General features: G+C 61.1%; 22 protein-coding genes. 19 read left to right on the top strand and 3 right to left on the bottom strand.

Annotated elements, in window-relative coordinates; genetic code table 11:
• Positions 1-66 precede the first annotated feature (66 nt).
• The 7 genes from HFO99_RS14985 to HFO99_RS14955 all read left to right on the top strand — a co-directional run bounded on the left by HFO99_RS14985 (position 67) and on the right by HFO99_RS14955 (position 6,771).
• Positions 67-1,287 carry an NAD-dependent epimerase/dehydratase family protein gene (locus HFO99_RS14985; protein WP_222334266.1) on the top strand — a complete coding sequence of 407 codons (1,221 nt, stop codon included), beginning with the start codon at positions 67-69 and terminating at the stop codon, positions 1,285-1,287.
• A 328-nt stretch (positions 1,288-1,615) separates the two neighbouring features.
• Positions 1,616-2,455: a glycosyltransferase gene (locus HFO99_RS14980; RefSeq protein WP_222362022.1), complete on the top strand. Its 840-nt coding sequence runs from the start codon at positions 1,616-1,618 to the stop codon at positions 2,453-2,455.
• Entirely contained in the window at positions 2,452-3,369 is a 918-nt protein-coding gene (locus HFO99_RS14975; protein ID WP_222362020.1) for an NAD-dependent epimerase/dehydratase family protein, read from the top strand. The genes HFO99_RS14980 and HFO99_RS14975 overlap by 4 nt, the downstream gene beginning before the upstream one ends.
• Before the next feature lie 59 nt (positions 3,370-3,428).
• On the top strand, positions 3,429-4,127 hold the full coding sequence (locus tag HFO99_RS14970) for a hypothetical protein (protein ID WP_222362019.1): 699 nt from the start codon (positions 3,429-3,431) through the stop codon (positions 4,125-4,127).
• Positions 4,128-4,244: 117 nt separating this feature from the next.
• The gene (locus tag HFO99_RS14965) at positions 4,245-4,832 is read left to right on the top strand and encodes a 5-formyltetrahydrofolate cyclo-ligase (RefSeq protein WP_222362017.1); all 588 of its coding nucleotides are present in this window, start codon (positions 4,245-4,247) and stop codon (positions 4,830-4,832) included.
• Between the two features lie 3 nt (positions 4,833-4,835).
• A complete protein-coding gene (locus tag HFO99_RS14960) occupies positions 4,836-5,660 on the top strand; it encodes a TIGR00282 family metallophosphoesterase (protein ID WP_222362015.1) in 825 nt (274 codons plus the stop codon).
• A 265-nt stretch (positions 5,661-5,925) separates the two neighbouring features.
• Positions 5,926-6,771 carry an MBL fold metallo-hydrolase gene (locus tag HFO99_RS14955; protein WP_222362013.1) on the top strand — a complete coding sequence of 282 codons (846 nt, stop codon included), beginning with the start codon at positions 5,926-5,928 and terminating at the stop codon, positions 6,769-6,771.
• A gap of 135 nt (positions 6,772-6,906) precedes the next feature.
• On the opposite strand, the gene HFO99_RS14950 is transcribed toward HFO99_RS14955, so the two are convergent.
• Positions 6,907-7,410 carry a pyridoxamine 5'-phosphate oxidase family protein gene (locus HFO99_RS14950; RefSeq protein ID WP_222362011.1) on the bottom strand — a complete coding sequence of 168 codons (504 nt, stop codon included), beginning with the start codon at positions 7,408-7,410 and terminating at the stop codon, positions 6,907-6,909.
• 140 nt (positions 7,411-7,550) lie between these two features.
• Here HFO99_RS14950 and HFO99_RS14945 point away from each other — a divergent pair, with 140 nt between their 5' ends.
• Positions 7,551-7,985, top strand: a complete 435-nt coding sequence (locus tag HFO99_RS14945) for a DUF6636 domain-containing protein (protein WP_222362009.1) — start codon at positions 7,551-7,553, stop codon at positions 7,983-7,985.
• A 116-nt stretch (positions 7,986-8,101) separates the two neighbouring features.
• On the top strand, positions 8,102-8,848 hold the full coding sequence (locus HFO99_RS14940) for a YebC/PmpR family DNA-binding transcriptional regulator (RefSeq protein ID WP_222334255.1): 747 nt from the start codon (positions 8,102-8,104) through the stop codon (positions 8,846-8,848).
• A gap of 96 nt (positions 8,849-8,944) precedes the next feature.
• Here HFO99_RS14940 and HFO99_RS14935 read toward each other — a convergent pair whose 3' ends face one another.
• Together HFO99_RS14935 and HFO99_RS14930 are read right to left on the bottom strand one after the other, a co-directional pair.
• Positions 8,945-9,946, bottom strand: coding sequence for an LLM class flavin-dependent oxidoreductase (locus HFO99_RS14935; protein ID WP_222362007.1), 1,002 nt, complete (start codon positions 9,944-9,946; stop codon positions 8,945-8,947).
• A gap of 125 nt (positions 9,947-10,071) precedes the next feature.
• A complete protein-coding gene (locus tag HFO99_RS14930; RefSeq protein WP_222362005.1) occupies positions 10,072-12,387 on the bottom strand; it encodes a methyl-accepting chemotaxis protein in 2,316 nt (771 codons plus the stop codon).
• Positions 12,388-12,630: 243 nt separating this feature from the next.
• Between HFO99_RS14930 and ruvC the strand changes: the two genes are divergently transcribed.
• The 10 genes from ruvC (at position 12,631) to HFO99_RS14880 (ending at position 18,315) form a co-directional block, all read left to right on the top strand.
• On the top strand, positions 12,631-13,140 hold the full coding sequence (gene ruvC / locus HFO99_RS14925) for a crossover junction endodeoxyribonuclease RuvC (protein ID WP_222362003.1): 510 nt from the start codon (positions 12,631-12,633) through the stop codon (positions 13,138-13,140).
• A gap of 57 nt (positions 13,141-13,197) precedes the next feature.
• Complete coding sequence (locus HFO99_RS14920; RefSeq protein ID WP_222362000.1) at positions 13,198-13,449, top strand: AbrB/MazE/SpoVT family DNA-binding domain-containing protein; 252 nt, start codon at positions 13,198-13,200, stop codon at positions 13,447-13,449.
• Entirely contained in the window at positions 13,449-13,862 is a 414-nt protein-coding gene (locus HFO99_RS14915) for a type II toxin-antitoxin system VapC family toxin (RefSeq protein ID WP_222361998.1), read from the top strand. The genes HFO99_RS14920 and HFO99_RS14915 overlap by 1 nt, the downstream gene beginning before the upstream one ends.
• 13 nt (positions 13,863-13,875) lie before the next feature.
• Complete coding sequence (gene ruvA / locus HFO99_RS14910) at positions 13,876-14,490, top strand: Holliday junction branch migration protein RuvA (protein WP_222250071.1); 615 nt, start codon at positions 13,876-13,878, stop codon at positions 14,488-14,490.
• Between the two features lie 54 nt (positions 14,491-14,544).
• Positions 14,545-14,805 carry an AbrB/MazE/SpoVT family DNA-binding domain-containing protein gene (locus HFO99_RS14905; protein ID WP_017968119.1) on the top strand — a complete coding sequence of 87 codons (261 nt, stop codon included), beginning with the start codon at positions 14,545-14,547 and terminating at the stop codon, positions 14,803-14,805.
• Positions 14,802-15,200 (top strand): PIN domain-containing protein, encoded by a 399-nt coding sequence (locus tag HFO99_RS14900; RefSeq protein WP_017968120.1) that lies wholly within the window; start codon positions 14,802-14,804, stop codon positions 15,198-15,200. Before HFO99_RS14905 ends, HFO99_RS14900 begins: the two co-directional genes overlap by 4 nt.
• The gene (gene ruvB, locus HFO99_RS14895; RefSeq protein WP_017968121.1) at positions 15,197-16,237 is read left to right on the top strand and encodes a Holliday junction branch migration DNA helicase RuvB; all 1,041 of its coding nucleotides are present in this window, start codon (positions 15,197-15,199) and stop codon (positions 16,235-16,237) included. The genes HFO99_RS14900 and ruvB overlap by 4 nt, the downstream gene beginning before the upstream one ends.
• Positions 16,238-17,140 carry a metallophosphoesterase gene (locus HFO99_RS14890; protein ID WP_222361996.1) on the top strand — a complete coding sequence of 301 codons (903 nt, stop codon included), beginning with the start codon at positions 16,238-16,240 and terminating at the stop codon, positions 17,138-17,140.
• A 7-nt stretch (positions 17,141-17,147) separates the two neighbouring features.
• Entirely contained in the window at positions 17,148-17,660 is a 513-nt protein-coding gene (locus HFO99_RS14885; RefSeq protein WP_222361994.1) for an NUDIX hydrolase, read from the top strand.
• 91 nt (positions 17,661-17,751) lie between these two features.
• Positions 17,752-18,315 carry a DinB family protein gene (locus HFO99_RS14880; RefSeq protein ID WP_222250079.1) on the top strand — a complete coding sequence of 188 codons (564 nt, stop codon included), beginning with the start codon at positions 17,752-17,754 and terminating at the stop codon, positions 18,313-18,315.
• Positions 18,316-18,368: the final 53 nt, after the last annotated feature.

Here is an 18,368-nt window from a genome sequence, read left to right as displayed (position 1 = left end):
GCATTGAATAATTGTCACAATTCCTAACTATTCCCGACAACAAGCGACCAATCAGGAGACGATGCGATGAAGATTGCGGTTATGGGCGGAGACGGTTTCATTGGTTGGCCAACATCGCTGCATCTCTCCGATGCCGGTCACGACATCCATATCCTCGACAATCTCTCGCGCCGCTGGATCGACACGGAACTCGGCGTGCAGTCGCTGACGCCGATGGATTCGATCCAGGAACGCACCCGCATCTGGCATGCCGAAACCGGACGCCGCATCCACTTCAATCTGATCGACCTCGCCAAGGATTACGAACTCCTCAAGAACTGGCTTTCCGAACATCGACCGGATGCCGTCATCCATTTCGCCGAACAGCGGGCCGCGCCCTATTCGATGAAGAGCGACCGCCACAAGAACTACACGGTCAACAACAATGTCACCGCCACGCACAACCTGCTGAACGCGCTGACGGAGCTCAATCTCGATACCCATCTCATCCATCTCGGCACCATGGGCGTCTACGGCTATTCGACGGTCGGCGCGGCGATCCCCGAGGGTTACCTGCCGGTCGGCATCGAAACCGCAGGCGGCGAGATGGTCAACCAGGAGATCCTCTACCCCTCCAATCCCGGCTCGATCTATCACATGACCAAGTGCCTGGATCAGCTTCTCTTCCAGTTCTACGCGAGGAATGATGGTCTCAGGATCACCGATCTGCACCAGGGCATAGTCTGGGGCACGCATACCGAGCAGACACGCCGCCACACGCAGCTGATCAACCGTTTCGACTATGACGGCGATTATGGCACGGTGCTGAACCGCTTCCTCATCCAGGCGGCGATCGGCTACCCGCTGACGGTGCACGGCACCGGCGGCCAGACCCGCGCCTTCATCCATATCCAGGATTCGGTGCGCTGCATCGAGCTGGCGCTGAAAAATCCGCCGGCTCGCGGCGCCCGCGTCGAGATCTTCAACCAGATGACGGAAACCCACCGGGTGCGCGACCTTGCCGAGATGATCGCCAGGATGAGCGGCGCCAAGATTGCCTGGCTGCCCAACCCACGCAAGGAAGCCGCAGAAAACGAGCTGATCGTCCGGAACGAAAAATTCCGCGATCTTGGCCTCGACCCGATCACGCTGGAAGCAGGTCTGCTCGGCGAAATCGTCGACGTGGCGACGAAGTTCGCCTATCGCGTCGACCGCTCGCGCGTGCCGGCCGTCTCCGCCTGGACCAAGGACATCGCCACGACGATCAATCACGATCCGGAAGGCAAGCGGCTGAAGTCGGTTTCATGAGTGCGGGCGTGTCCATATTGGAAGGCTCCATAGAGACTCTCTCACCAAGTCACTTTATGTGGGAAGGAGACGGCATACAGTGTGAGCCCCCCTCTGCCCTGCCGGGCATCTCCCCCACAGGTGGGGAGATCACAAGCGGCTCGCACTTCGCACCCATATACCGTTTCGCTGTGCTGGGCGCCGGTTGCTGGGGGAAGTCGTCGCGCCTAGCTAATCTCCCCACCTGTGGGGGAGATGCCCGGCAGGGCAGAGGGGGGTGGCCACGGCACACCCTCTCCTCCATCCTGTCCTTGGGCCTGATCAAGGACAGAAACAAGGAAGTGTGGTAATGGCCGACGTAACCACGCAACCGCCTCATCGCTTCGCCTATGTCACGCTCGTCACCAATGCCGATTACGCCACGGGCGCGACCGCGCTTGCCCGCTCCTTGCGCCGAACCGGCACCGGTGCCGACATCGTTATTCTCCACACCGGCGGCGTGGATGCGACCGCCCTCGTGCCCCTGAAAGCGCTCGACTGCCGCCTGATCGAAGTCGAGCATCTGCCGCTTTCCGACGCCTTCAACCAACGCCACGCCCGCGGCCAGCTCCATTCTGCAGCCCCTTTCACCAAGGGCCGCAAACCGGATTTCCATTCGCCGCTCGACAATTTCTGCAAGCTCAGGCTCTGGCAGCTCGTCGAATACCAGCGCTGCGTTTTCATCGACGCCGACGCCCTCGTGCTGAAGAACGTCGACAGGCTCTTCCTCTATCCGGAATTTTCCGCCGCCCCCAATGTCTACGAAAGCCTCGCCGACTTCCGCCGCATGAATTCCGGCGTCTTCGTCGCCACGCCCTCGCATGACACATTCCGGCACATGCTCCAAAGGCTTGACAGGCTGGACGCCTTCTGGCGGCGCACCGATCAGACCTTTCTCGAGACGTTCTTCCCGCATTGGCACGGTCTGCCGGTTTATTTCAACATGCTGCAATATGTATGGTTCACCATGCCGGAGCTTTGGGACTGGAAGAGCATTTCGATCCTGCACTACCAGTATGAAAAACCGTGGGAAAAGGATCATCCCAAGGCAGCGCGACTACAACCTTTGATCGATCTGTGGCACCGTTTCCACGATGGCGGCGATGTGCCTGAGGTGACGGCGCTGGACAATCCGGAAGGGGCAGCATGAAGGTATTGGTATCGGGTGGAACGGGTCTCGTCGGCCGGTATGTAGTCGAGGAATTACTGGCCGCCGGACATCAGGTGATCGTCGGCGGGCGCCGCGCGCCGCTGCCCCGCCTCTTCTCCCGCGCGGTGGAGTTCGCGGCGCTTTCGCTCGATCCCGACAAGGATCAGATCGACGTCTTCGACGACGCCTATTTCTTCGTCCACGCCGCCTTCAGCCATGTTCCGGGCAAATATCGTGGCGGCGAGGGCGACGATCCGAAGACCTTCCACAGGTTGAACCTCGCCGGCACCGTCCGACTTTTCGAAGCCGCCAAACGCGCCGGCACGCGCCGCTGCGTCTTCCTGTCCAGCCGCGCCGCCTATGGCGAACACCCGCCAGGAACCGAACTGACGGAGGCGATGCTGGCCAAGCCCGAAACACTCTACGGCCAGGTCAAGCTCGATGCCGAACGGGCGCTTGCCCACCTCTCGACGCCGGGTTTTGCCGGCGTAAGCCTGAGGCCGACCGGCGTCTATGGCGATCTCTCGCCGAACAAATGGGACGGCCTCATCGCCGACTACCTCGCCGGCCGGCCGGTTGTTGCCCGCGTGGGAACCGAGGTTCACGGCCGCGATCTCGGGCGGGCGGTACGGCTGATGCTGGAGACGGAAAGCACCCGCATCTCCGGCGAGGTCTTCAACGTCTCGGACATGTCGGTCGACACGCGCGATATCATTTCACCCATCCGCAGCGAGACGGGCTGTCGGCACGCGCTGCCGGCCCCGGCCGACAGCGCGGCGCTCAATCTCATGAGCACGGCGAAAATTCGCGCGCTCGGCTGGACGCCCGGCGGAGCGCCTCTGTTCGACGAGACGATACGGCGGCTGGCCGCTGCGCTTCCCGAATCTCCAAGACACAGGTCCACGCAAGTCTGACGTTGCAGAATGCGCCCGAATTGCAATCGGGGCCCGAATTAAAAGTCGGGGAATTGTCCATGCAGGTCGCAACCACGTCTGCCTCCATCATCTTGCGCGGCACGTCTTCGACGGCAGCCATTTCAGCCGCCGGAACCGAGACCGATCAAGGCGTGCTGAAGCTGCAGCGCGCCACCCAGGCGCTGCAGCAGATGCGCCAGACCTTGGCGAACTCGGGAGACGAGGCCAAGGCCAAGGCGCAACGCAAGCTCGAAGAGGCAAAGCAGCAGTTGGAGATGCTGCGCAGCTCCAACATGGCACCTGAGGTGGTCGCCCGGCGGGCCGCCGAACTGGCGCGCAAGGTCGGCACCGCCGCCTCCGAATTCGCATCATCAGTCGCGACCGGCAGCCCGGCAACGGCTGTTCCGGTGGATGCAACAACCACGGATGCGACAGCAGTCGCAACTAGCGGGGCCGCCGCTGCGCCGACGGATACTTCAGGAGAAACTGCGGCCGGCGAGACCGGCTCGCAGGAACCGGACTCCGCCACCAACGCCCGCAACGCCTATGCCAGCGTCGCCGAGGATGCCCCGAAATTCTCGGGCATTTCGGCCGATGATCGCGAAACGATGGAAGAGTTCAAGGCGGTGGTGCGCGAACTCAAGCAAGTGCTCGAAAAGGCGATGCGCGAGTTGCGGCAGCAGGACCAGCAGGCCGGGGCCAATGTGGCAGGCTTCTCCATCGCCACGGCGACAATACCGACAAGCATCGTCGTCTGACGCTCGCTGCCGCCGGCGGCCGAGGCGTGAAACGCGCGTCATGCTGTCGCATCCGGCATTTGCATCGAACATCCAGCCGTCTATGCTCGGGTAAATCTCTCAGAACCGGCAGATCGAATGACCTCTAGAGAATTGAAAGCGCAGTTACGCAACGAGCGGCTGTCCGCACGCGACGCCATCCCCGCCGAGAAACGCGCCTCCAAGAGCCTCGCAATGGCCGAACATGCCGGCCAGGCCGTCGGTTTTGCGCTAGGTACGATCATCTCCGGCTTTCTGCCGATCCGTTCGGAAGCCGACCTCAGGCCACTGATGGCGCGCTTTGCCGTGCGTGGCGCGCGGCTCTGCGTGCCGGCTATCCTCGATCGGCAGACCATCGTCTTTCGCGAGTTGGCGGAAGCTGCACCCCTCGTCGATACTGGGTTCGGCACGGTCGGCCCCGGCACAGATGCCGCCATTCTTGATCCCGAGATCATGCTGGTGCCGCTTTCGGCCTTCGATGCCCGCGGCCACCGCATCGGCTACGGCGCCGGCCACTACGACCGCGCCATCAGCCGGCTCAGGCAAAAAGGCCTGCATCCGAAGCTGATCGGCATTGCATTCGACTGCCAGGAAGTGGCACATGTGCCCGCTGAGCCGCACGACATAAGCCTGGATGCCATCCTGACAGAAAGCGGCCTTCGCTTTTTTGCCTCTTGGATTGGATAGGGAATGCGGCTGCTTTTTCTGGGTGACATGGTCGGCAAGACGGGACGCACGGCGGTCTGGGACCGTCTTCCCGGCCTGATTTCAGACCTCAAACTCGATTTCGTCATCGTTAACGGCGAGAACGCCGCTGGCGGCTTCGGCATCACCGAGGACATCTTTCTGGAAACGATCAATGCTGGCGCCGATGTGGTGACGACAGGCAATCACGTCTGGGACCAGAAGGAAGCCGTCGCTTTTGCCGGCCGCCACGATCAGTTCCTGCGTCCCGCCAACTATCCGCAAGGCACGCCCGGCCGTGGCTCCGGCCTTTTCTATGCCAGGAACGGCGCGCGCGTGCTCGTCGCCAACGTCATGGGCCGGGTCTTCATGCATCCGGAACTCGACGACCCCTTCAAATCGGCGGAGGTCATCCTCGACGCCTGCCCGCTGAAGGAGCAGGCCGATGCGATCATCTTCGATTTCCATGCGGAGGCGACCAGTGAGAAGCAGTGCTTCGGCCATTTCGTCGACGGCCGCGCCAGTTTCGTCGTCGGCACCCACACACATGTACCGACCGCCGATACACAGATCCTGAACGGCGGCACGGCCTATATGTCGGATGCCGGCATGTGCGGCGACTACGACTCCTCCCTCGGCATGGACAAGGAGGAGCCGCTCAACCGCTTCATCTCCAAGATGCCGAAGGGCCGCATGGAGGCCGCGAACGGCCCCGCGACGATCTGCGGTGTCGGCGTGGAAATCTCGGATACGACGGGACTTGCCGAAAAGATCGCGCCGCTCCGGCTCGGGCCGCGACTGTCCGAGACGGTGCCGGAGTTCTGGCGATAGAGCATGATGCCGAAAAGTGTGAGCGGTTTTCGGGCGACATCATGCTCTAACTTTTTAATTTAGAACAGGATTCAGATTTTAGGCCAACCGGACCTAAAATCATCCTGTTCTAGCCGCCCCGCCAACACGCAATTGTGAGCATCCTCCGTCTGGACCCCTGCGGCCTCATGCCGCATCCTCCGCCATTCGCGCATAACCCGAAAAATCGCAATTGATTTTCGGGTTATGCGCCGGTCAAAGGGTGATAGAGCGCCGGAGGGGTGGCATGAAGCCGCGATATCTTATCCTCGCTATCGCATGCCTTGCGGCCTTCGCCGCGCCGAATCTTGCCGGGGCGCAAGAGCAGCGGCCACCGGTCAGCCAGTGCCAAGCGATCGCGCAAACCATCCCCAAGGTGACCTTCGCAAGCTTTTCCGGCGCTCCGCCGCTGATGCCTGCCGTCTCCGAGGGCGAGGACGTCAAACTCACCTTCCTCGGCCACTCCACCTTCGAGATCGAGACCCCGGGCGGTATCATCATCGCGACAGATTATAATGGCTGGTATAGGCCGGCGACGATGCCCGATGTCGTGACCATGAACAAAGCGCACACGACCCACTATACCCTGACCCCTGATCCCGGCATCAAGCATGTGCTGCATGGGTGGAGCGATGTTCCAAGCGAGAAGGCCAATATCAATCTCGTCGTCGGCGATGCCTATATCCGCAACGTCACGACGGATATCCGCTTCAGCTACGGCCTCGGCGGCGCGCACGAGAACGGCAACTCCATCTTCATTTTCGAGATCGCCGGCCTGTGCATCGGCCATCTCGGCCACCTGCACTACGAACTCACGGATGCCCATTATACCGAGATCGGCCGCCTCGACATCGTCATGGTCCCCGTCGATGGTGGCCTGACGATGGGCGCCGACAGCATGAGCCGCGTCATCAAGCGGCTACGCTCGTCTTTGATCCTGCCGATGCACCGGCGCGGCCCGCCGGTCGAAGCCTTCGTCTCCATGTTCGGCAAGGATTTCGACGTCGTCAATGCGCCCGATGATAGTATCACCGTCTCGATGCGCACGCTGCCGAAAAAGCCGCTGATCTATGTGCTGAAGGGTGTGCAGTAAAAGGCCCGGCGGTTCTCTTACTACAGCGCCGCGCGTCTTTTTAGACGCGCTAAGAACGCTGAGCACTTTGAATTGCTGCATAATTCTATCCCTAAATCGATTCCGAATTAAGGAGTTATCCGGGAGCCTCGCGCATCAGGCGAATTGCAGATGGCGCTTGATGCCGACATCCGGCATTTTGTCGTCGTCGAGATTGGCCTTGGCGATTTCCCAGCCGAATTTCAGCGTGTTGCCTGTGGAAACCCAGATTTCGGCGTCGTCGACATGGAGGGACAGCATGGTAAGCTTGGGGTCCTTCTTGCCGCCGTCATACCAGGCCGCGACGATCGAACTCCAGTATTCCTCGATCTTGGAAGGGTCGGGGCGCACGTCGATCACGCCGGCAAGGCAGGCGTGATAGTCGTGATCCTTGCCGATGACGCAGAAATGCGCGCGGCTGCCGGGCTTGATGGCGCGCACGATGTCGGCATCGGTCTTGGTGTAGAACCAGATGGTGTTGGTGGTAGGATCGGCATGCGGTGCCATCGGCTGCATGTGCATGTCCAGTCCGGTAATTCCGAGCATGCCGGCATGAACATCGTTGACCTGATCCCAGAGCTGACGTGCTGGATGTTCCTGCGCCTCGCTGAGACTTGCCATGACCGTTCCTTTCCGTTGTGTGGAGTTCGGTTTGAAACGTCATCCCATCGCCTTTGTTCCGTTCGGAAGCAGCGGACGGTGCCCTCTTTTCCGCGCAGGGGAATATGCGATAGTGCGCGCCTGACCGGGAGAGGATCATAATGGGAACAGGACATTCGATGCTGGCTTTGATCTTTTGTGCAGCCTTTGCGCCCACAGGCCTTGCGGCGGAAAAGACTTTCAAGCCCGACGGGAACGGTCAGGTCGTCTTCGTCACGCCCACGAGAAATATCGGCTGTGTCTATACGCCAAAGGGCGGCGTCGAAATGTATGTTCCGGGAGACGGCGGCCCGGAGCTTGCCTGTGATCGCATCGAGCCGCTCTACGTCCGACTCATCCTGCCGGCGAGCGGCAAGGCCTATATCTTCAAGATGGTCGGCGACACCGCCTGCTGCAGCGAAGAGCATGTGCTCGACTATGGCGACAGCTGGAGGGACGGGCCCTATTCCTGCACCTCCAGCACGGAGGGGTTGCGCTGCCGACGCCACGACGGACATGGTTTCTTCGCTAGCCGCAAGCGGCTGACGGTTGACTGAGACAGGCGACAGACCCGTGCATCATGCGGCAAATCTACCGCTTTTTCCTTGAACGGGTGCCGTTTCGCTCTTATAAGGCGGCCCATTCCGAACAATGAGACGTGAACAGGGGTGCCATGGCTGGCCATTCACAGTTTAAAAACATCATGCACCGCAAAGGCCGTCAGGATGCCGTGCGGTCGAAAATGTTCTCCAAGCTTGCGCGCGAAATCACCGTTGCCGCCAAGGCCGGCCTGCCCGACCCGACGATGAACGCCCGCCTTCGGCTGGCGATCCAGAACGCCAAGGCCCAGTCCATGCCGAAGGACAATATCGACCGCGCCATCAAGAAGGCAGCCGGCGCCGACGGCGAAAACTACGATGAAGTTCGCTATGAGGGCTATGGCCCCGGCGGCACGGCGATCATCGTCGAAGCCCTGACCGACAACCGCAACCGCACCGCCTCCAACGTTCGCTCGAGCTTCACCAAGGCCGGCGGTGCTCTCGGCGAAACCGGTTCCGTGTCCTTCTCCTTCGACCATGTCGGCGAAATCACCTACAAGCTTTCCGTCGGCGATGGCGACAAGGTGATGGAAGCCGCGATCGAAGCCGGCGCTGACGACGTCGAAACCGACGAAGACGGCCACTACATCACCTGCGCCTTCGAAGCCCTCGGCGAAGTGGCGAGAGCGCTGGAATCGAGCCTCGGCGAAGCCGAAACCGTCAAGGCCGTCTGGCGTGCCCAGAACAACGTTCCGGTAGACGAGGAAAAAGCCCAGTCGCTGCTGAAACTCATCGACAGCCTGGAAGACGATGACGACGTGCAGAACGTCTATTCAAACTTCGAAGTCTCGGAAGAAGTCCTGGCGAAGCTCTCGGCCTGATCTCCTCAGGCAGGTGCCAAATAAAAACCCGGCTGCATCGCCGGGTTTTTTTCTTGCCGGAAAGGTGGCGCCGTCAAAGTGCGCCTTGCGTAGATCCTAAGCGGCGGCTCGCATAAAACTCCCCAGCCCCGCGAATAATTCCACCGATGTCAGCCGCGCCTCGAGGTCGTGGATCGGCATCGAGATGATCACCTCGTCGGCCCGCGTTTCCTGTAGAAATTCTGTCAATTTCGCCTCCGCCGCCTTCTGCGAGCCGACCACGGCATAACGCAGCGTGTGTTCGACATTCATCTTTTCCATCGGCGACCAGAAGTCCCCCATATCGGCCACCGGACGCGGGAACGGGCCGCGGACATTGCGGCGCAGATTGACGAATTGCTGCTGGGCGGAGGTGAAATGATAGCGTGCCTCCTCGTCCGTCGCCGCCACCGCACCCATCACGCCGACCATCACATGGGGCTTGTCGAGCGTCGCCGAAGGCTGGAAGCGGTCGCGGTAGATCGCGATCGCATCGAGCAGCATGTCGGGCGCGAAATGCGAGGCGAAGGCATAGGGAAGCCCCAGCATGCCGGCAAGCTGGGCGCTGTAGAGACTGGAACCGAGAAGCCAGATCGGGATATGTGAGCCATTGCCGGGAACCGCGAGGATCGCCTGGTTCTCGATCGGCGTATCGAGGAGTTGCTGCAGTTCCACCACGTCGTTCGGGAAGCTGTTTGCACCGGCCTCGAGATTGCGCCGCAGCGCCTGTGCCGTGCGCATGTCCGTTCCCGGCGCGCGCCCGAGGCCGAGATCGATGCGGCCGGGGAAGAGCGCCTCCAGCGTGCCGAACTGCTCGGCGATGACGAGCGGCGAATGATTGGGCAGCATGATGCCGCCGGAGCCGATGCGGATGTGCTTTGTCGCGGCCCCGACATGGCCGATGACGACGGCGGTGGCAGCGCTGGCGATGCCTGGCATGCCGTGATGTTCGGCAAGCCAGAAGCGTTTGTAACCGAACGCCTCGGCCTTCACAGCCATCCGCGCCGAGCCCTCGAGGGACTGGCGCACGGTGCTGCCTTCGGCAACGGGGGAAAGGTCGAGTATGGAGAAGGGAACCATGGGAAACCTGCCGGGCAGTTGGACGATGCCGTCTATGTAGGTTCGCGCCCACACCATTCCAAACCATGCGCGCAACAAAAAGGGCCGCGCGAGCGCGACCCTTGTGCAAGGTCAGAAGCGATCGTTTACCGATGACGGCGCAGCACATGCACCTCGGCGCTCGGCTGGTGGTGGCCGGGCGGCAGCGTGAAATTGCCGAGCTGGCGGTCCATTTCCACGGCTTCCGTCGCCAGCCGGTGGATCGCCGCCGTCGTCTCCTCGACCATCGAGGCGTTCTGCTGCGTCATCGCGTCGAGTTCGGCGACGGCGCTATTGATCTCGCGCAGCGTACTCGCTTCTTCGCGAGTCGTTTCCATAATTTCGTTGATCTGCCCGTTGATCGCCTCGACATGGGCGCCGATGCCCGTCAACGCAACGCCCGCTTTTTCCACAAGCGCAACGCCGCTTTCGACCTCATGCGTCGATTTCTGCAGCAGGCTGGAAATCTCCTTGGCCGCACTCGACGAACGCTGGGCCAGCTCGCGCACTTCCATGGCGACGACGGCGAAGCCCTTGCCGGATTCACCGGCACGCGCTGCCTCGACGCCGGCATTGAGCGCCAGGAGGTTGGTCTGGAAGGCGATGTCGTCGATGACTGAGATGATCGTGTTGATTTGGCGCGAAGAGGCCTGGATTGCCTCCATCGCCGCGATCGTCTCGCGCATGATCTGGCCTGAGCCGGTCGTCTCCTTCTTGGCGTCGCGGGCGATGCACTCGGCCTGTTCGGCTCGCTCGATCTGCCGGCGGACCGACTGTGTGATGGCGCTGATCGCATTCGCCGTCTCGGTGATCGAGCCGGCCTGGCGCTCGGTGCGCCCGGCAAGTTCGTCGGCGCCGGTGCGCATCTCCTCCGAGCCTGCGCGCACCGCCATCGAATTACCGCCGATCGCCGTCATGGTTTCGCTGAGCGTCGCCAGCGCCTCGTTGAAATTGACGCGCAGGCTTTCGAGCTCGTTCGGGAAGCGGGTATCGATCTGATAGGCGAGATCGCCGTTCGCCAGATGATGCAGGCCCTCGTCAATCGCCTCGACCACCTGCTGCAGCCTCTTCGCCTCGGCGTCGCGCTCGGCCAGATTCTGCTGGCGGTCTTGCTCGGCCTGCAGGCGCGTCTTTTCGCTGGCCGCCTCGAACTCGCGGCTTTCGATCAGCGAGTGGCGGAAGCGGTCGAGCGCGTTGGCCATCGTGCCGATCTCATCCTTGCGGTTCAGGCTGCCGACCTCGCTGTCGAGCTTGCCGTCGGCGACATCGCGGGTGACGCCGGCAAGCCGCGCAAGCGGCGAGAACAGTAAATTGGTGACGAGCCCGGTCGCTATCGCCATGACGACGAGTACGCCGATGCCGATCATTGTCAGCAGGGTTGCGATCTCGATCGAGCCGGCATTGAGCTCGCTCAAAAGCACGCTTTCGACCACGAGGAAGCGGTCGCCGCGATAGTCGATACCGCGGACATAGGCGCGAGCCGCGCCATCCGCTCGGCCGAAATCGGCAACGGTCATCGCCGAACTGGCAAGCGCGCTCTTGATGAAGGTGAAGGGCGTCGCATCGAGCGTCGCAAGCTTGCCGCTTCCGTCGAGCCCGACGGCGGAGCCATCGCCGGAGACGATCGCCGCCCGCGCCGTGCTGCCCTGGACGATGCCCTTGGCGAGGATGCCGGTGACGATCTCATCCCGCACCTTGAAGAGGATGATGCCCTTGGCCGCCCCAAGCTTGACGATCGGCACGGCATAGAAGATCGCCGACTTGCCGCTGCCGGCATCGACGCGAAGACCGGAAAAGCCTGTCGGCGCGGCGTCATCGGTCGCCTTGGCGGTATTCTCGATCGCCTTGGCGAAAGCAACGCCGGCGCCGGTCGCCTTCCAGGCGTCCGACTTCAGATTTTCGGCGAAATCGTCTTCCTTCTTATAGGAATAGAGCACCGTACCCTCGAGATCGACGATCAGCAGATCGTTGAAGGCGGTATCCTCGAGGTCGCGGGCGACTTCGCCCTGCGTCTTCTCGTGGCTCGAATAGTAAAAGCCGCTCGGCCCTTCCGGTTTGATCAGCTTCTCGCGCTGGTCGGCGGGGTTGGGGTTGCCTGCTATGAAAACCTTCTTCAGTTCGGCGCGCGCATCCCCCGCGGTCTTCTCGATGGTCTTCCAGCCGCTCTTCAGATTGGTGATCGACATCTGCAGCGCCTCGATGCGCGCGATGGAATTGGCCTGGTTTTCAAGCTGTGTCAGCTGGTCCTGCAGCATGTCGCCGCGAAAGATCAGCACGCTTTCCTTGGCCTTCAGCGCCTGCTCGTCGGAAATGCGGCTGCTGGCGAAATAGGCAAGCACATCGATGACCGCGATCGACAGCACGGTCAGCAGAATGAATGTGACGATGACCTTGAAGGACAGGGATTGAAATCTCCGAGCCATGTACAACGAACCCCTTCTGAACGCGCCTGTCAGCGCGGGCACGCTGCGCATGGCAGATCAACTGGCCTATAAACAGAACATCGGGGGCTTAAATCTTCGCGAAAGAAGCCCCTCCCGTATTCGATGACTAGAATTCAGGCATCTGTTTTAATTCGCGGTAAATGGCAGAGCCGAAATCCGCGAACGTTTTTGTTTTGTTCACACATCAATGGCAGTTATTTCGCAATCGCTATAGGTTGAACCATGCAAAATACGATTCGCATCGTCGGCATCGATCCCGGGCTTCGCCGCACCGGCTGGGGAATCATCGAGACATCAGGCAATTCCCTGCGGTTTGTGGCATCTGGAACCGTGACCTCTGATGGAGACATGGACCTTGCCTCCCGCCTTTGCCAATTGCACGACGGCCTGGCGGAGATCGTCCACAGTTACAAGCCGGATGAGGCCGCCGTCGAACAGACCTTCGTCAACAAGGATGCGGTAGCGACCCTGAAGCTTGGCCAGGCCCGCGGCATCGCGATGCTGGTGCCGGCGCGCGCCGGGCTGCCGGTCGCCGAATATGCCCCGAACGCCGTGAAGAAGGCCGTCATCGGCGTCGGCCACGGCGAAAAGCAGCAGATCCACATGATGCTGAAGATCCTGATGCCGAAGGTCGAATTCAAGGGCAACGACGCAGCCGACGCCCTGGCGATCGCCATTTGCCATGCGCATAATCGCGGCAGCAACCGGATGGGGCAGGCACTGGCTGGATAGCTTGTTCTTGACTTGTTCTACCAGTAAGGATAATTCTTACTGCGAAGGAGCAACAAGATGCGTGTTACGTCCAAAGGGCAGGTCACCATTCCTCGCGATCTCAGGAAACTTGTCGGCATCGAGGCCAACAGCGAGGTCATTTTCTCGATAGAGGGCGGCAAGCTCGTTCTCTCGCCGAAGAACGGCAAGCAGGAGATCGAGGATCGGGGCCGCCTGGATCGTTTCATACAGACGATCCGTCGTCTCGAGGGCACTGGCGATCAGGAGATCGATGCCGAAGACCTTTTAGCGATGACCCGTGATCGCTGATGGCCACACTGATCGATACGAACATACTTGTCGATCTGGCCATGGTCGGTTCGGACTGGCACGGCTGGTCGCGTCGAAAGATGCTTGACGTCTTCAAGGACGGTCCTGTCCTCATAAACCCGATCATCTATTCCGAATTTTCCGTTCGGTACGACGACGTGGACGAAGTCGATCGACTGCTGCCGCAGGATGAATTCCGCCGCGAGAATCTGCCTTGGCCGGCTGCATTCGCCGCTGCTGCGGCCTTCCGGCTTTACCGTCGCGCCGGCGGTGGACGCGAACGGATCTTGCCCGATTTCTTCATCGGCGCGCATGCGGCGATAAGGGGCTACAGAATTTTGACCCGCGATCCCAACGGATACCGCTCCTATTTCCCCTCCGTTGACCTTATAACCCCCGAAACGCATCCTTGAGAGACCGCGACCCATGATCGGCAAGCTGAAAGGCACCATAGACGAGATCGGCGAAGACTATGTGCTCGTCGACGTGCACGGCGTTTGCTACGTCGCCCATTGCTCGGCCCGCACCCTGTCCAAGCTCGGCTCGACTGGTGAGGCCTGCGTGCTCTTCATCGAGACCTATGTGCGCGAGGACCAGTTGAAGCTCTTCGGTTTCATGACGGCGCTGGAGCGGGAATGGTTCAACCTGCTCCAGAGCGTCCAGGGCGTCGGCGCCAAGGTGGCGCTCGCCGTGCTCTCGACGCTGACGCCAGGCGAACTTGCCAATGCAATCGCCCTGCAGGACCGCGCCGCCGTCTCGCGTGCGCCGGGCGTCGGTCCGAAAGTGGCGATGCGCCTCGTCACCGAGCTCAAGAACCGGGCACCGGCCTTTGCTGGGGAAGCGATCAATATCGCCCTCAAGCAGGAACTCGGCGAAGGTGTCGCGGCCGCGCCTGTCGCCGATGCGGTTTCCGCGCTGACAAACCTCGGCTACAGCAGAGACCAGGCGGCGAACGCGATTGCCGCGGCAATGAAGACGGCAGGCGACGGCGCCGATAGCGCGAAGCTGATCAGGCTGGGATTAAAGGAACTGGCGCGCTGATCTCCTTGAATATACCCCAATTCCTTACTAAACTCGAATGGTAAGGAGAGCCGCATGAATATCTACTACGGTACAATGACATCGAAGGGCCAGACAACAATTCCGGCCGAAGTTCGTGAATTGCTGAATCTGAAGTCCGGCGACAGGATCCGCTACATCAACCGCGATGGCGAAATCATCATGAAAGCCAAGAACAAACGCGCCATCGACCTTGCAGGCAAGTTTCACGATCCGAACCGACCGACGATCACTTTGACGCAAATGGACGAGGCGATTGGGGAAGCCATCGCCGATCACGTGACTAGTGCAAGATGATTGGCCTCGACACCAATATTATGCTGCGCTTCCTCCTGAAGGACGATGTCGTCCAGACGGAGAAGGTCACAACGCTCTTCGCGAGCCTGTCCGATACGGCACCCGGCTATATCAGTTGCATCACGCTGATGGAATGCGCGTGGTTCTTGAGACAACGGATCAAGCTGAAGAGAGAACAGATCATGGAGGCGATTTCGGACTTGTTGGACTCGGCCGACCTGATCCTTGAAGATGAAAGAGTAGTCGAGGAGACGCTCGCAATCATGGTGCGGACGAATGCAGAATTCGCAGATGTCTTCATCGCCCTTCGTAATCGTGATGCGGGTTGCGTGACAACCAGGACATTCGATGCCCAAGCCGCAAAAACCATACCTGGAATGGAACTTTTGACATGAGCGAATCCGCCCGCCTGATATCGCCGGAAAAGCGGGGCGAAGACCTTGATATCACGTTGCGCCCGCAATCGCTGGACGAGTTCACCGGCCAGGCGGAGGCGCGCGCCAATCTCAAGGTCTTCATCGAGGCGGCGAAAAACCGCGGCGAAGCGCTGGACCATGTGCTCTTCGTCGGTCCGCCCGGCCTCGGCAAGACGACGCTGGCACAGATCATGGCCAAAGAACTCGGCGTCAACTTTCGCTCGACGTCGGGCCCCGTTATCGCCAAGGCCGGCGATCTCGCTGCCCTGCTCACCAATCTCGAGGAGCGTGATGTGCTCTTCATCGACGAAATCCATCGCCTCAATCCGGCGGTCGAGGAAATCCTCTATCCGGCCATGGAAGATTTCCAGCTCGACCTCATCATCGGGGAAGGCCCTGCTGCTCGCTCGGTAAAGATCGACCTGTCGAAATTCACTCTGGTGGCGGCCACCACCCGCCTTGGCCTGTTGACGACGCCGTTGCGCGACCGTTTCGGCATTCCGGTGCGCCTGAGCTTCTACACCGTCGAGGAGCTGGAACTGATCGTGCGCCGTGGCGCACGGCTGATGAACCTGCCGATCACCGAGGAGGGCGCCCGCGAGATCGCGAGACGCGCCCGCGGCACCCCGCGCATCGCCGGCCGGCTGCTGCGGCGCGTGCGCGACTTTGCCGAGGTGGCAAGGGCGGAAGCCGTCACCCGCGAGATCGCCGACGAAGCGCTGACCCGCCTGCTGGTCGACAATGTCGGCTTCGACCAACTCGACAAACGTTACCTCAACATGATCGCCGTCAATTTCGGCGGTGGCCCGGTCGGCATCGAAACCATCGCCGCCGGCCTTTCCGAGCCGCGCGACGCGATCGAGGACATCATCGAGCCCTATATGATCCAACAGGGTTTTATTCAGCGCACGCCACGCGGCCGTGTTCTGACCGCAATCGCGTGGAAACATCTGGGAATGCAACCGCCCAAGGATATGGAGGCTGCGCAGTTCCGGCTGTTCCAGGAGGACAACTGAGTGATCACCCGCCGCGGATTTTTCAAGGTTCTGGGCGGCGGTATCGCAGGCGTCATGTCCCTCGGTGGTTATGCCTTCGCCTATGAGCCGCTTGCGCGGCTCGCCATCACCCGCTACCGGCTGACGCCGCCGGGATGGACGCCAGGGCTCAAGCTCCGCGTCGTCGCGCTCGCCGATCTCCATGCCTGCGAACCCTGGATGTCGGCAAGCCGCATTGCCGCGATCTGCCACAGGGCAAATGAACTCGAAGGCGACGTTACCGTCCTGCTCGGCGATTATGCCGCCGGCATGAACATGGTGACGCAGTACGTGCATTCGAGCCAATGGTCGAAGGCGCTCGCCACCTTGCAGGCCCCTCTCGGCGTCCACGCGATTATGGGCAACCACGATTGGTGGGAGGACAGGACCGCCCAGAAGAACGGCGGGATGGAAACATTCGGGCACCGGGCTCTCGCCGACGTCGGCATCCCGGTCTATGGCAACCGTGCCGTTCGGCTCGAAAAGGATGGCCGCGGTTTTTGGCTCGCAGGCCTCGAAGATCAGCTGGCGCTGCTGCCGGGCCGGAAGTGGGGCCGCACGCAGATGCTCGGCCTCGACGATCTCGAGGGAACGATGGCGCAGATTACCGACGATGCGCCCGTCATCCTGCTCGCTCATGAGCCCGATATCTTTCCGCGCGTGCCCGAGCGCGTCTCGCTGACGCTATCGGGCCACACCCATGGCGGACAGATCCGTTTCCTCGGCCGTTCGCCGATCGTGCCCTCGCGCTACGGCAATCGCTACGCCTATGGCCATATCGTTGAAGAGGAGCGTAACATCATCGTTTCCGGCGGCCTTGGCTGCTCCATTGCACCGGTGCGCTTCGGCGTGCCGCCGGAAATTGTCGTGATCGATCTTGGATAAGAATGGCATGACCAAGCGCATTCACATCCGCCTGAATGCAGGCGGTCGGCGTTTCAACTATCGCATCGCCGGCCTCGGTTTTCGCGATGGCCATGTGCTCGTTCATCGCGCCATACACGAGCCCTTCTGGACTTTTCCGGGCGGTCGGGCGGAGATCGGCGAAACGTCGGAAGAGACACTGAAGCGCGAGATGGTGGAGGAACTGGGCGTTGAGGTGACCGTCCGTCGCCTGCTGTGGATCGTCGAGAATTTCTTCCACTACGAACAGCGCGATTGGCACGAACTCGGCTTCTATTATCTGATGGACATCCCGCCGGAATTCCCCTTCCGGCCGGACGAGATCATCCATCGGGTAGAGGACCACGACAACCATCTCGAATTCAAATGGGTGCCGGCAACGCGCTATGCCCTGACCGCACTCGACATCCCGCCCTATTTCATTGCCGACGAAATCGAAACCCTTCCCGTTTCGCCACGTCATCTCGTCTGGCGGGACGGCGATCTCGACGGCAAAGACTGACGCAAGCAATTCAAGGTGTTACCGCGCCCGTTGCGTACCTCAAGAGGCGCCCGGAGTTGTAGCCAAAAGCGCTTAAAGAGGAGATGCGCCGATGCCGACCTTCGATCCTGTCAGGCCATTCCGCAAACTTGCCTATAACAACGCCCTTGCCAACCGCCGGCTGCTTCAGACCTGCGCGACATTGAAGCCTGGCGAATTCGAAGCGCCGCGCACAAGCTTCTTTCCCTCGATCAAGGAAACCTTGAACCATATCATCACGGTGGACTGGTTCTATGTCGACGGCCTGGAAGGCGGCACGCTCGGGCTCAAGGCCTTTGAGGTCGACGAACCATTCGATGACGTCTCCTCGCTGGCAGAAGCCCAGGCGAAGGTCGATCAGCGCCTGGTGGCACTTTGCGAGGCCCTGACGCCGGAGAGGCTCACCTCGACCATCAGCCTCCATCGCGGCGACCGCATTCAAGAAGAGCGGATGGACGACGTGCTCGGCCACCTCTTCCAGCATCAGACCCATCATCGCGGACAGGTGCATGCGATGCTCTCCGGCACCAGCATCGCTCCGCCGCAACTCGACGAATTCATCGTTGCCGACGATGCCAGGTTCCGCGGCAGCGAACTCGCAGCGCTCGGCTGGAGCGAAGAAACTTTGATGCGTTAGCGCGTCCTGCAGGACGCGTGGCGCGCTTTAAGTCTTTATCTGATGCCTGTCGT

The organism is Rhizobium leguminosarum, assembly GCF_019798305.1.
GTDB classification, from domain to species: domain Bacteria; phylum Pseudomonadota; class Alphaproteobacteria; order Rhizobiales; family Rhizobiaceae; genus Rhizobium; species Rhizobium leguminosarum_U.
Note: the sequence above shows the minus strand (reverse complement) of the source record. Positions and strands in the feature narration are given on the sequence as shown.